Origin of the sequence: Chromobacterium sp. ATCC 53434, from assembly GCF_002848345.1 — a bacterium.
In the GTDB taxonomy this organism is placed as follows: Bacteria; Pseudomonadota; Gammaproteobacteria; order Burkholderiales; family Chromobacteriaceae; genus Chromobacterium.
On sequence record NZ_CP025429.1, the window covers coordinates 2,587,155 to 2,598,686 of the forward strand.

General features: G+C 65.5%; 12 protein-coding genes. 4 read left to right on the top strand and 8 right to left on the bottom strand.

Annotation, left to right across the window (positions count from 1 at the left end; translation table 11 throughout):
- Nucleotides 1-3 precede the first annotated feature (3 nt).
- The gene (locus CXB49_RS11685; RefSeq protein WP_101708559.1) at nt 4-216 is read right to left on the bottom strand and encodes an MbtH family protein; all 213 of its coding nucleotides are present in this window, start codon (nt 214-216) and stop codon (nt 4-6) included.
- Between the two features lie 55 nt (nt 217-271).
- Nucleotides 272-1,576 (bottom strand): enterochelin esterase, encoded by a 1,305-nt coding sequence (fes, locus tag CXB49_RS11690; protein ID WP_101710690.1) that lies wholly within the window; start codon nt 1,574-1,576, stop codon nt 272-274.
- Nucleotides 1,577-1,858: 282 nt separating this feature from the next.
- On the opposite strand from fes, the gene CXB49_RS11695 reads away from it, so the two are divergent.
- From CXB49_RS11695 to CXB49_RS11705, 3 genes are all read left to right on the top strand, one after another.
- The gene (locus CXB49_RS11695) at nt 1,859-3,913 is read left to right on the top strand and encodes a TonB-dependent receptor (protein ID WP_101708560.1); all 2,055 of its coding nucleotides are present in this window, start codon (nt 1,859-1,861) and stop codon (nt 3,911-3,913) included.
- A gap of 221 nt (nt 3,914-4,134) precedes the next feature.
- Entirely contained in the window at nt 4,135-4,827 is a 693-nt protein-coding gene (locus CXB49_RS11700; protein ID WP_101708561.1) for a response regulator transcription factor, read from the top strand.
- The gene (locus CXB49_RS11705; RefSeq protein WP_158300795.1) at nt 4,827-7,178 is read left to right on the top strand and encodes an ATP-binding protein; all 2,352 of its coding nucleotides are present in this window, start codon (nt 4,827-4,829) and stop codon (nt 7,176-7,178) included. Before CXB49_RS11700 ends, CXB49_RS11705 begins: the two co-directional genes overlap by 1 nt.
- 9 nt (nt 7,179-7,187) lie before the next feature.
- Here the strand turns inward: CXB49_RS11705 and CXB49_RS11710 are convergent, their stop codons facing one another.
- The 6 genes from CXB49_RS11710 to CXB49_RS11735 form a co-directional block, all read right to left on the bottom strand.
- Entirely contained in the window at nt 7,188-7,574 is a 387-nt protein-coding gene (locus CXB49_RS11710; RefSeq protein WP_101708563.1) for a hypothetical protein, read from the bottom strand.
- Between the two features lie 29 nt (nt 7,575-7,603).
- Entirely contained in the window at nt 7,604-8,260 is a 657-nt protein-coding gene (locus CXB49_RS11715; RefSeq protein WP_158300796.1) for a hypothetical protein, read from the bottom strand.
- Between the two features lie 49 nt (nt 8,261-8,309).
- On the bottom strand, nt 8,310-8,930 hold the full coding sequence (locus tag CXB49_RS11720; RefSeq protein WP_158300797.1) for a DUF882 domain-containing protein: 621 nt from the start codon (nt 8,928-8,930) through the stop codon (nt 8,310-8,312).
- 1 nt (nt 8,931) lies between these two features.
- The gene (locus CXB49_RS11725; RefSeq protein ID WP_158300798.1) at nt 8,932-9,627 is read right to left on the bottom strand and encodes a DUF2267 domain-containing protein; all 696 of its coding nucleotides are present in this window, start codon (nt 9,625-9,627) and stop codon (nt 8,932-8,934) included.
- Nucleotides 9,628-9,667: 40 nt separating this feature from the next.
- Complete coding sequence (locus CXB49_RS11730) at nt 9,668-10,180, bottom strand: hypothetical protein (protein ID WP_101708567.1); 513 nt, start codon at nt 10,178-10,180, stop codon at nt 9,668-9,670.
- Nucleotides 10,181-10,527: 347 nt separating this feature from the next.
- A complete protein-coding gene (locus CXB49_RS11735; protein WP_101708568.1) occupies nt 10,528-10,842 on the bottom strand; it encodes a hypothetical protein in 315 nt (104 codons plus the stop codon).
- A 487-nt stretch (nt 10,843-11,329) separates the two neighbouring features.
- Here CXB49_RS11735 and CXB49_RS11740 point away from each other — a divergent pair, with 487 nt between their 5' ends.
- Nucleotides 11,330-11,512 carry a hypothetical protein gene (locus tag CXB49_RS11740; RefSeq protein ID WP_101708569.1) on the top strand — a complete coding sequence of 61 codons (183 nt, stop codon included), beginning with the start codon at nt 11,330-11,332 and terminating at the stop codon, nt 11,510-11,512.
- Nucleotides 11,513-11,532 lie beyond the last annotated feature (20 nt).

The window sequence follows — 11,532 nt, forward strand, 5'->3', positions numbered from 1 at the left end:
GGCCTAGCCGCCGCGCAGCGCGAGCGGCCGGATGTCGGTCCATTGGCGGTCGAGATAGTCGACGCAGGCGCCGCGGCCGTCCGGCCCGAAGACCGTCCGCCAGCCGGACGGCACCGACAGCTGCGACGGCCACAGGCTGTGCTGCTCCTGGCCATTGACCAGTACCAGAAAGCTCAGGCTCTCATCATCGAAAGGATTGGTTTGTTCGGTGCTCATCGCGAATGCTCCGGCAAGCGAGCCGTCCCTCGGTCGGGACGATTCTGTGTTGTTCTCAAGGCGCAGCCCACGGCTGCCACAAACAGCCCAGGCCCTGCAGCAGGCCGCCGCGCCAGCAAAGCCAGTCGTGGCCGCCTTCGAATACCTGGTAATGCACTTGGTGGCCGGCGCGCAGCAGCGCCGCATGCAGGCTGTCGTTGACGTCGACCATCACGTCCTCGCGGCTGCCGACCTCCTGAAACACCCGCAGTCGTCCGGACGGCGTCGCACCGGCTTCCAGCGTCTCGGTCAGCCGGCCCTTGCTGCCCGGCAGCCTGCCCGTCGGCGCGGCGCGCGCCTGCTGGTGCAGTTCGACATAAGGCCACCAGAACGAGCCGGACTGGCTGAGCACGCAACCGAAGCGCTCCGGCCAGTGCAGGCCGGCGAACATCGCCGCCAGGCCGCCATAGCTTTGCCCAGCCACGACGGTGCGCTCGGCCAGCTCGCTGAACGGCGCGATCAGCGCCGCCTGCGGCAGCAGCTCCTGCTGCAGCGCCAGCCAGAACTCGGCATTGCACGGCAGGTCCTCTTCGCGGTGCCGGCCGTCTATGCTGTCCACCAGCAGGTAGACGGCCGGCGGCAGCCGACCGCGGGCGGTATCCTCGTCCAGCGCGGCGAACACCGGCAGCCGCTCGGCCCAGCTCTGGCCATCCAGCAACACGGCCAGCGGCCGCTCGGCCCAGCGCTCGCGCGGCGCGTCGCCGGTCTGGTAGACCCAGACCCGGCGCGCCTTGCCCAGCCGCGGACTGTCCCAGCGGATTTCGCTCAGCCGGCGCGGATCGGCACTGCGGCGCTCGCTGTCCCATGCCTGCCAGGCGGACTGGTCCGGCGCCTCGCACAGGTGCAGCGCCGACAACGGCGCGCCCCAGCCGCTGCGGTAGCCGGCGTCGCGGTTCAATGGGTCGGCCACCGCACGACTGATGACGTCCATCCACCACTCGCGATGGCGCTGGCGGTTCTGGGCGGCGTCGGCGCCCCGCTCCGGCGGCGTCTGGCCGGCGTCGGCCGGGATGTAGGCGTAGCTGCCGCGCCAGTCGGCCGGCAGCACCGCCTGCCACCACCAGACATCGGTGTCGCCGAGGCGCGCCAGCGTCTGCGGTTGCGGGCTGTGATGGTCGGTGACGGAGTTGACGTCGGCGTAGACCCGCACCGTCGGGGAACTTGCGGAACCGCCGGCCGGATCGCGCCACAGAAAGGTGACACAGATTGATCCATCGTCCAGCCGCTCGCGCAGCGGCGCGCCCTCCGCCGCCAGCCGCGCCCACCAGTGAGGCGCGCCCGCCTCCGGGTGTTGCAGCCAGGCGGCACTGCGCGCAGCCATTTGATTCAATTCCATTTTTCCCTCCGGATCGCCATGCCAAAAGATTATTAAAACCGTTGTTTTCCGCGCGAAACGACTTGTTTGTTGCATAATGTTAATGATAAATATTATCATTCGCATCACCTGATCGCAATCACAACGCAGATCGGTTCCGGTCCGGACAGTTTCCATTCGCCGCAGCAGCCAACGATTCCTCGCCAGCCAGACGACGCCATAGAACTGCCAGCGGCCGGTCCGCCAACAGGCTCTAAAACAATCTCAAATAATGGGGAACATGAAACGATGGGAACAATCCCGCGCCGCAAACTCTCGCACCTCGCCCAGGCCACCCAACTGGCCCTCGCCTGCCTCGGCAGCATGGCCGCCGTCCAATCGGCATGGGCTGACGCCGCCCAGCAGGATAATCAGACCGCCCTGCCCACCGTCACCGTCACCGGCGAGAAGGTCAACCGCTCGCTGAAGGACACCACCACCGCGGTCTCGGTACTGCGCGACGTGGACAACGGCGACAGCAAATCCGTCTACGACTCGGCGGCGGCCACGCCGAACGCCACGCTCAACGGCGCCGGCATCGTCAATATCCGCGGCATCGAAGGCACCGGCCCCGGCACCGGCTACAACACCCTGGTCTCCGGCTCCCGCCCGCGCGTCAGCACCACGGTGGACGGCATGCCTGAAAGCTGGACCGGCCAACGCTATGTCGACGCCAGCCCGTGGGACGTCGAGCAGATCGAAGTGCTGCGCGGACCGCAGTCGACGACCCAGGGCCGCAACACCATGGCCGGCGCCATCGTCGTCAACACCAAGGATCCGACCTTCGACTGGGAAGGCGCGCTGCGCGCCGGCTACGAGAATCAGGGCGGCCGCGCCACGCTGGCCGGCATGGTCTCCGGCCCGATCACCGACGAACTGGCCTTCCGCATCACCGCCGAGGGTCTGAACGGGCACGGTTACATCGACTACCCGGGCCAGATGCCGTGGGACGCGTCCCAGATCAATCACAGCAGCTACCGCGGCAAACTGCTGTGGAAACCCAGCGCCCTGCCCGGCTTCAGCGCCAAGCTGACGGTGTCGCACCGCAAGGACAAGGGCGAATACCTGAACTACGTCGACGGCAATTATTTCGACTACCAGTACCATCGCTTGTCGACCCAGGCGCGCTACCAGGACTCGTTCAACAATACCGTCAGCAGCGATCTGCAATACCAGTTCAACGACGCCTGGAGCGCCCACCTGCTGCTGGGCCACGCCGACAACGTCAGCTCGTTCAAGGACACCGACACGCCGCCGTTCTACATGCGGCTGGACGAGAAGAGCAACACCGCCGAAATGCGGCTGGCCTACGCGCCGCAAAACGGCTGGCTCAGCGGCATGATCGGGGTCTACTACTACGACCGCGACCAGGATCTGCGAACCTTCCTCTACCCCAATCTCGCGGCGAAAGATCGCCTGAAGACCGAGGCGTTCTACGGAGAGGCCACGCTGGCGCTCAGCGACAAGTGGAGTCTGAATCTGGGCGGACGGGCGGAACGCGAAATGCAGCGCCGCAACACCACCTTCAATCCCGATACTAGCAAGCAAAGCGAGGCCAGCTACAACGTAGGCGAGACCCTGTTCCTGCCCAAGGCCGGCCTCAGCTACCGCTACAGCCCGGACACCACGCTGGGCCTGACCGCGCGCAAGGGCTATAACGCCGGCGGCTCCGGCCTGGACAACGACTACGTCTACTACACCTACAACAAGGAACAGGTCACCGCCTACGAGCTGAGCAGCCGCTCCAGCTTCATGGACAACCGGGTCAGCCTGAACGCCAACGCCTTCTTCAATCAGTACACCGGCTATCAGGCGATACTGAACTCGCGCTTCACCAATATTCCGAAGGGGGAAAGCTACGGTCTGGAAGTGGAGACCCAGGCAAGGGTGACGCCGACGCTGACCATCAGCGCCGGCATCGGCCTGCTGAACACCAAGGTGACCGGCACCGACGCCGCCAATCCCGGCATCGAGGGCAATCAGTTCAACTACGCGCCGCACACGACGGTCAATCTGGGCTTCAAGCAACGCCTGCCGCACAACTTCTATGTCGGCGGCAGCCTGAACCGCGTCGGCTCCTACTACTCCGACATCGTCAACAACCCCAACCTTAAAGCCGGCGACTACACCGTGGTCAATCTGAACACCGGTTACAAGGACGCCCGCTGGGGGGTTCGCGCCTATGTGAACAACCTGACCAACCGGGGCGTGCTGTATTCCCAGATTTCGTCCCGCAGCAATAATCTGGGCGTGGTCGGCGCGCCGCGCACCGTCGGCGTGACCGTGGACTACCGCTTCTTCTGATAGCCGTCCGTCCCGCCCCGGGCGGGTCCGCCGGACCGAATGCCAGCCAAACACCATTGGCTGGCATTTTATTTCCGCAAGCCGCTCGACCGGGGGCGATTTCAGCCGGCGCAGGCCATGACAACGACAGCCGTGCGGCACTTTCTTGCGGCTAGGTGCATAATCCACAATGGAACGACAGGGCGGCGCCCCGCCCTGCAGCCATTGCGGAAACCAAAAACATGCCTGATAGCCAAGCAGTTCCCCGCCCGGTGCACGTCGCACTGCTGGACGACCACCTGATGATCCTGCACGGCCTCGCCGGCCATCTCGCCGGAGAGGACGGGTTGCGGATATGCGGGAGTTTCAGCGCCAGCGCCGACCTGATGCGCGCGCTGAACGACGGGCTGGACGAGACGGCGGACGTGCTGGTTCTCGATTATTCACTGCGTCCCGACGACATCGACGGACTGAATCTGATCCGGGCGCTGCGGATACGCCATCCGCAGTTGCGCATCCTGGTGATGTCGGCGCTGTACACGCCGGCCACGGTGGCGCTGGCCCTGCGCGGCGGCGCCCACGGCTTCATCGGCAAGGAACAGGGGCTAGACGAGCTGGCCTCCGCCATTCGCAGGCTCGCCGCGGGCCAGGGCTATCTGAGCGAGCAGATGGAGCTGGCGCTCAGCCAGCGCAGCACCGAACCGGCCGCCGAATCGGCCCCGCCGCCGACGCTGCTGGACCATCCGGAACTGTCGCCGCGCGAGCGCGAGGTGCTGCGCTGCTGTCTGCTCGGCCTGTCGGTCAGCGACATCGCCGGCAAGTTTTCCCGCAGCATCAAGACCATCAGCAATCAAAAGCAGTCGGCGCTGAAAAAGCTGGGCCTGCGCGGAGACCACGAATTGTTTCAACTGCAGCAACGGCTGGAGGAGAAATGATGCCGGCGCGGCAGCTGGCCGCGCTGCTGGCGCTATGCCTGCTGCTGGGGCATGGCCGCTCCTGGGCCGCCAGTCCGTACAACGCGGCCGAGCGCGCCTGGCTGGCGCACCACCCGGTGGTCCGCTACGCGATAGACCCGCACGGCTGGCCCATCGAGTATCTGGAGGATGGCCAGCACAAGGGGCTGACCCAGGAGTATCTGCAGCGCATAGGCGACATCAGCGGCATCCGCTTCCAGCTGGTGCCGGTAGCCAACCGCCAGCAGGCGATGACCATGATGCTGTCCGGCCGGCTCGACCTGCTGACCGCCACCTCGCCGAAGCTGATTCCGGCGCCGTTCAATCGCCAGCTGCTGTTCAGCGATCCCTACTTTTCCGGCAGCACGCTGCTGGTGACCCGGCCGGACAAGCCGATAGTCTTCGATCCGGCCAAACTCGCCGGCAAGACGGTGGCGGTCGAACAGGGCGACCCGTACGAATACTTCCTGCGCCAGTACTACCCGGAAATCCGCGTCGTGCCGGTCGCCACGCCGCTGGCGGCGCTGGACGCGGTGGCCGACGGCAGCGCCTACGCCGCCGTCGGCCTGGACGCCATCCTGCAGGCGGTGATCCAGCGCCGCTACTACGGCGCGCTGCACATCGCCGGCAGCGTCAGCGAAATGCCGCGCCTGGTGTCGATGGCCGTCAATCTCAACCAGCCGATGCTGCGCAACATCATAGACAAATCGCTGGCCCAGCTGACGGCCGAGGACACCGACACCATCCTCTACAACTGGCTGCACACCACCGATTACGGCATGCCGTCCTGGGGCTCCATCGCCCGCTACTACGCGTTCGAACTGTCGGCGCTGGGACTGGGTCTGCTGCTGCTGGTGCTGTTCGCCCGCAACGCCCATCTAGCCCAGCGCGCCGCCCAGCGCAGCGAGGCGGAAAAGTCGCTGTTCCTGGCGATGATGAGCCACGAGATCCGCACGCCGATGAACGCCATTCTGGCCTCGGTCGAACTGCTGCGCCGCGCCGCGCTGCCGCCGCGCGAGCAGGAGCTGGCGGCGCTGGCCAACGCCTCGGCCGTCAATCTGCTGGAGCTGCTGGACAATGTGCTGGACATTTCCAAGCTGGACGCCCGCAAGCTGGCGCTGGAGCCGGTGGCCACCGACATGGCCGCGCTGGCCAGCGGCGTGGCGGCGATCTACCGCCCCTGCGCCGAGAAGAAGGGACTGACGCTGACGGTGCAGCTGGCCGGACTCTGCGGCCAGCGTCTGCGGATAGACCCGGTGCGGATGCGGCAGATACTCAGCAACCTGCTGAGCAATGCGGTGAAATTCACCCACCAGGGCGAAATCCTGCTGCGTGTGGACCTGCAGCCGGGCGACGCCGGACGCGGCCTGCTGCTGTTGACGGTGAGAGACACCGGCATCGGCATCGCGGCCGAACAGCAGGGCAAGCTGTTCGACGCCTTCAGCCAGGCGGAAGACACCGCTCGCCGCTACGGCGGCTCCGGCCTCGGCCTCGCCATCTGCCGCCAGCTGGTGAATATGATGGGCGGCGACATAGAGCTGGCCAGCCGCGAGGGCGAGGGGACCACGATGACGCTGCGGCTGCCGGTGGCCTGCGAGGCTTCGCCGGTGCTGGAACCGGCGCGCGACGCGCCGGCCGCCGCCGACGCGCCGCGGCCGCACGATCCGATACTGGTCGTCGAAGACCAGCCGGCGAACCGTTTCGTCATCGAGGAGCAACTGCTGGAACTGGGCTACCGAACCGAGATGGCGGAGGACGGCGCCACCGCGCTGGCCCTGCTGGACCAGGGCCGCCGCTTCGCCATGGTGCTGCTGGACTGCAATCTGCCCGGCGCCAGCGGCTATGAGCTGGCGCTCAGGATGCGCCAGCATCCGGCGCTGAAATGGCAGCCCTATCTGCCCATCGTCGCGATCTCGGCCACCACCGGCATCGAGCACCAGCAACGCTGCCTGGAGAGCGGCATGGACAGCTGTCTGTCCAAGCCCTTGCGGCTGGAACAGCTGGAGCAGATGCTGGCATTGTGGCTGGATCACCGGCCGCGCACCGGGCCGGCCGCGCCTCCGACATCGGCCGACGCCAAGGAAGACCTCTACCTCAGCAGCTGCGCCGACGACGCCGAACGGCTGCGGCAGGCGCTGGATAGCCGGGACTGGCCTCAGGCGACCCATCACGCCCACCGCCTGCACGGGGCGGCGCTCAGCGTCGGCCACGGCGAGCTCGCCGAGATCGCGGCGTCGATGCAACTGGCGTTGCAGCAGCCGCAACCGGATCCGCGGCGGCTGCGCGGCCAGCTGGACGCGGCGCGCGACGCGCTGGTCCGCCGCCAGGCCTGAGGCAGGCGCTCAGCGCGGCGGAAACCACCATTGGTCGCGGAAGGCGTCGCGGATGCGGGAGCGCTCCAGATCGCCGGTCTCCATCTGCCGGGCGATCAGGGCGTAACGCAAGGCCAACACGACGCCGATGGCCGAAGCCATCACCAGATTGTAGGCCAGCAGATAAGGCAGGCCGTAGATCAGGGCCAGCGCCGCCAACAGCGGGCCGGCCGCCGTGCAGTACCAGATCAGCCGCGAGGTCTTCGCCGCCACGGCGCGGACCGCCTGATGATCGTCGGGCCGCAGCCAGTCCTGCCCGTCGCCCCCGCCCACCGGCGGCCGCAACAGACGCTTCAGCGTGGAGAAGGCCCGAAACGGCGCCAGCAGCGGCGCCAGAAAAAACCCAAAGAAACGCATATCGATTCCCGCGATAGTTGAACAGGCTCTCAATCAGCCGTCTCGCCTTCGGAGATGAACAAATGATTGCCGCTGACGCCAAACAGGCCGGCAACCTCCTCCGGCTCGAACTGGCCGTCCCGGACGCCGCTCCGGAACGCCGCCGGTGGAATGGAACCGCCGGCGCCGCCATCGGCGTGCGCCGCATGATTCAGCGAACGGAAGAATTGCCTCAGATCGCTCTGGCTCAATTCATCCACCACCACCTCGCCGGCCGCCTGCCGGCGGCCGGGCGCGCACCGCGCGCGCAGACGGAAGCTCGCATAGGCCCGCATCGCGCAGCGTTTGCGCAGCACGCGCAACTGCGAATGGGCGCGCTCTTCGCGCTCGAACAACCAGCGCGCCCGGCCTTCGGCCCGGACCTCGGTCCGCCGCCGCCCATCGTCGACGAAGGACAGCCAGGCGCAATACGCGGCCCCCAGCGCCGCCACCGCGCACGGAATGACGAAGGGAGCGGACAGCACGGCCAGCATCGCGGCGAACCCCAGCGCCCCGACGGCCAGCAGCGCCGTCTGCAACGGCCGCTCGACCCCGTCCGCCGGCTGCGGCGGCGGCGCCTCGGATGCCGACTCCCCCAGCGCCGACCGCAATTCGGCCAAACGGTTGCTCGCCCGCCCCGGGCGCATCGCCTTGCTTGCGCTCTCCATCGTCACACCTAAATTTATTTAATAAAGTAGGTATTTTAATAAACTTTTTCTAACCTTGCCAATAACGAAGCCGCCCGGTGTCGATATGGACGAAGCCTTTGCCTGGATAGTAACCGACCCCGCCGGCGCGCAGAGCCGCCGACATCTGCCACAGCTGCGCCGTCGTCAGGCCGCGCACCCGCATGTCGACCGCCTTGCCGTAGGTATGCATGGAATTCCTGGCCGCGCCTTCTATGCCGCGATTGCGCAGCGAATTGCGATAAGCCGAGGTCACCACCAACGGTTCATACACCCCGTTGGCCAGATACCAGCTCTGGATCGCGTACAGCATGTTGAGCAGCCCGAGATCCATCTGCCTCACCTCGCCGACAACGGTGTCGCGCAGCATCTGGCAAGCCTCGACATAGCCGTCGCGCAACCAGCCCTCGCGCGGATCCCACAGCAACAGGCGGCGGCGCTCGCCGGTCGCCTGCCTGTGGATCACCACCTCGCGCGGCCGCTGCCAGATCGCCGCGAACGGATTGCCGGCCTGAGAGACGGCGGCCAACTCCTCGGCGACGGAGCGTTCGGCCAGCGCCGGCAGCCCCGCCAGCGCCAAGAAGGCGCCGCCGGCCTGCTTGAGAAAAACGCGGCGGGACAGATCGCCCGGCACAGCGACGGAACCGGCCACGCTACATCGCCAGCGAAGAGGGAGTGGGCTTGGGATTGCGCGCGTCCTTCATCACATCGGCCGGAGACTCGCCGCTCAACAAGCGCTTCACCAGCGTCTGCTCGGTTTCACCGAGGGCGCCCATCCGCCGCTCCACCCGCTCGGCCAGGCCTTTGGCGCCGTGCGCCTCCTCCAGCGCCACATTGATCATCAGATCCTTGCGGTACTTCGCATTGCCGCGCATCTGGAAGAAATCCAGCAGATTGCGATCGACATTGACGCCTTCCGGCTTGGCCTGGGCCGCCTGCTGCATCGCCGCCATCTTCTGCACCTCGCGCGGCGCCAGCGGCGTGACGTCGGTCGGCCGGATCGCCTGATCCACCAATTCGCGCGTCAGATTGGCATGGCCGGAAACCGCGGCGCGGCGCACCGCGGAGGCGTCCAGCGCCGTGATCGGCGCGCTGCTCATCGGAAACAGCGTGGACAAGGGCATGTCGCCCAAGGCGTTTTGCTGGCTCAGCGCCTCGGAGCGCAAGAAAAACTTGGCGACATTGCTGTCGGTCATCGACGCCGGCGGCGCGCCGTCCAGAAAGGCGTCCCGCTTCCATTCGTCGAAACGCTCCCGCAAGGCGTCCGGCACCTCGCCCTTGAAATAGCTCGACCTCAACTCTTCCGGCAGAACGGCGGCAAGCTGACGCTCATACACAGGTATGTTCACCGTAGACATCCATCACACCCTTTTGCGTTAGACCCGATCATTACCGAATGATACCTTGCTCTTTCAGGGCCGGCGTTTCGCCGGCGGCCACCCGCTCCATCCCTGCCTGCAATCCCAGCAACTTTGCCAGGCTCACCACTCCGGACACCGACAGGCTGGCCATCGCGCTTTGCTGCAGCATCGACGCCTCGGCCTCGCTCTTGGCCGCCACGAAGTTGACCACCGGATCGCGATCCGGCGAATGATTCTTGGAAAAACCCACCACCACGAAAATCTGCTCGTCGGGCAGCCTGCCGTCCGGGCGGCGCTTGACGCCATCCTGCATCAGGCAGATTTCATCGCCGGATGCGATCCGCTGCATATAGGCCACATACCGGCGCACCTCGGCCAGACTCATCACGCCGGCCGGCTGAAACTGGGGCATGCAGCGCTTGGCCAGGCTGGAAGCGACGGTCGCCGTATCCGCGATGACATACACCGAGGCGGCGGCGAAAGCTTTCTTGAGCTTGGCCCAATAGCCCGCCACCATGAAAATGCGTCCGTCATCGTACATATTGATTCCCTTCACTCAGTCGCCGCGAGCGAACAAGACTCTTGGCGCCAAGACCAGGAGATTTAGCGTTTCTTTTAGTTCCATTACTACTAGAGTGTACCACAAGGTCACAAAAAATCATTTCCCAGGAGTGCAAGCAGTTATTAAGCCAAATGAAGCGTTATTCGCGAGAGTTTGCGCCCGCCACGACAAAATACCGTCGCGCCTGAGCAGCGAAAAGGCAAAAAATGCCGCCATGCGGCCATTGGCCGGCGGCGCTCAAGCGGCCGCGACCGGCGATCATGATAGACAGGATGCGCTCCGGATTGTTTCATCCGCGACGAAAATCGCGGCGCGGTGCCAAGACCTCACGCCACCTCTTCGCCGCTCAAGGCATGTCGGAGCTTGGCCGCCGTGCCATCCACCCACAGCAGGAAGTCGCGGATGCTGGCCACCAGCTCCTGAAACTCCTCGGCCAATGCCGGGTCGTTGAGATCCTTGGCGGTCCAGTACGCCATCGTCTCCAGGCTGTTGGCCAGGTGGCCCCGAATGCTGACGCCGTGGGCCAGCTCGTTCGCCTGCTCCTGGGTCAGCACGCCCGCCTTCACCGCCTCGTCGATCAGACTGGCCAGCGACAGGGTCTTCTGCGCAATCTCCTTGAGCACCGCTTGGATTTTTTTCATATGCAACCTTTCAAGCCCTTCCCGCCTCGTCAAGAGTCGTCGACAAAACCTCGCGGAACACCCGGATCGGGATGCCGGCATCGCCGGCGCAAGCCGCGCGGCAAGACTGCGCGGCACGACATCGGCGGCCCTCTCGGCAACACCCCCGCGCCGCCTTCCGATGCAAACGAAGTGGGGCGAGAATATCATACAAAAGAAAAATGTTATAGTAAGATATATACTTTAATAAAACTGAAAATGAAAAATCCGGGATGAGCGGACCCGACTCGCCGTGCCAAAGGCAAAAATTCGCATTCAATATCATCGACATGCGCGCCACCTCCGCCTCGCTCGAGATCGCGCGTCGCAAAAAGGCGGCGACAAGGTCGACGCAACAGGGCCGTATTGCTATCGTCAAAAGATAAAGATATAGTATGATTACTATTTTGATTAACAAATAAAGAAACACGTCCAGGCCGCGCAAGCGCCTCCTCGCAAGGAGACCAGGATGCTCAAGCAAGACCATGCCGGCGACGCGTCCGTCGCCCCGAAAGAAGTGGAAGTGGAACTGAGCCAGGAAGATCGCAACAACTTTCTGCGCATCGCCGAAGCCGCGCAAAGGCGGCAGGCGGCGGAACTGCGGGCGGACCGGCCCAGCGCGCCCGCCCCGCAGACCAAGGCCCCGATGTAAGGCGACCACCCCGAGGCCTA

What these genes read in the sequence shown, in the direction of transcription:
- CXB49_RS11685 (WP_101708559.1), bottom strand. Translation starts at nt 216, where the DNA reads ATGAGCACCGAACAAACCAATCCTTTCGATGATGAGAGCCTGAGCTTT.
- fes (WP_101710690.1), bottom strand. Translation starts at nt 1,576, where the DNA reads ATGGCTGCGCGCAGTGCCGCCTGGCTGCAACACCCGGAGGCGGGCGCG.
- CXB49_RS11695 (WP_101708560.1), top strand. Translation starts at nt 1,859, where the DNA reads ATGGGAACAATCCCGCGCCGCAAACTCTCGCACCTCGCCCAGGCCACC.
- CXB49_RS11700 (WP_101708561.1), top strand. Translation starts at nt 4,135, where the DNA reads ATGCCTGATAGCCAAGCAGTTCCCCGCCCGGTGCACGTCGCACTGCTG.
- CXB49_RS11705 (WP_158300795.1), top strand. Translation starts at nt 4,827, where the DNA reads ATGCCGGCGCGGCAGCTGGCCGCGCTGCTGGCGCTATGCCTGCTGCTG.
- CXB49_RS11710 (WP_101708563.1), bottom strand. Translation starts at nt 7,574, where the DNA reads ATGCGTTTCTTTGGGTTTTTTCTGGCGCCGCTGCTGGCGCCGTTTCGG.
- CXB49_RS11715 (WP_158300796.1), bottom strand. Translation starts at nt 8,260, where the DNA reads ATGGAGAGCGCAAGCAAGGCGATGCGCCCGGGGCGGGCGAGCAACCGT.
- CXB49_RS11730 (WP_101708567.1), bottom strand. Translation starts at nt 10,180, where the DNA reads ATGTACGATGACGGACGCATTTTCATGGTGGCGGGCTATTGGGCCAAG.
- CXB49_RS11735 (WP_101708568.1), bottom strand. Translation starts at nt 10,842, where the DNA reads ATGAAAAAAATCCAAGCGGTGCTCAAGGAGATTGCGCAGAAGACCCTG.
- CXB49_RS11740 (WP_101708569.1), top strand. Translation starts at nt 11,330, where the DNA reads ATGCTCAAGCAAGACCATGCCGGCGACGCGTCCGTCGCCCCGAAAGAA.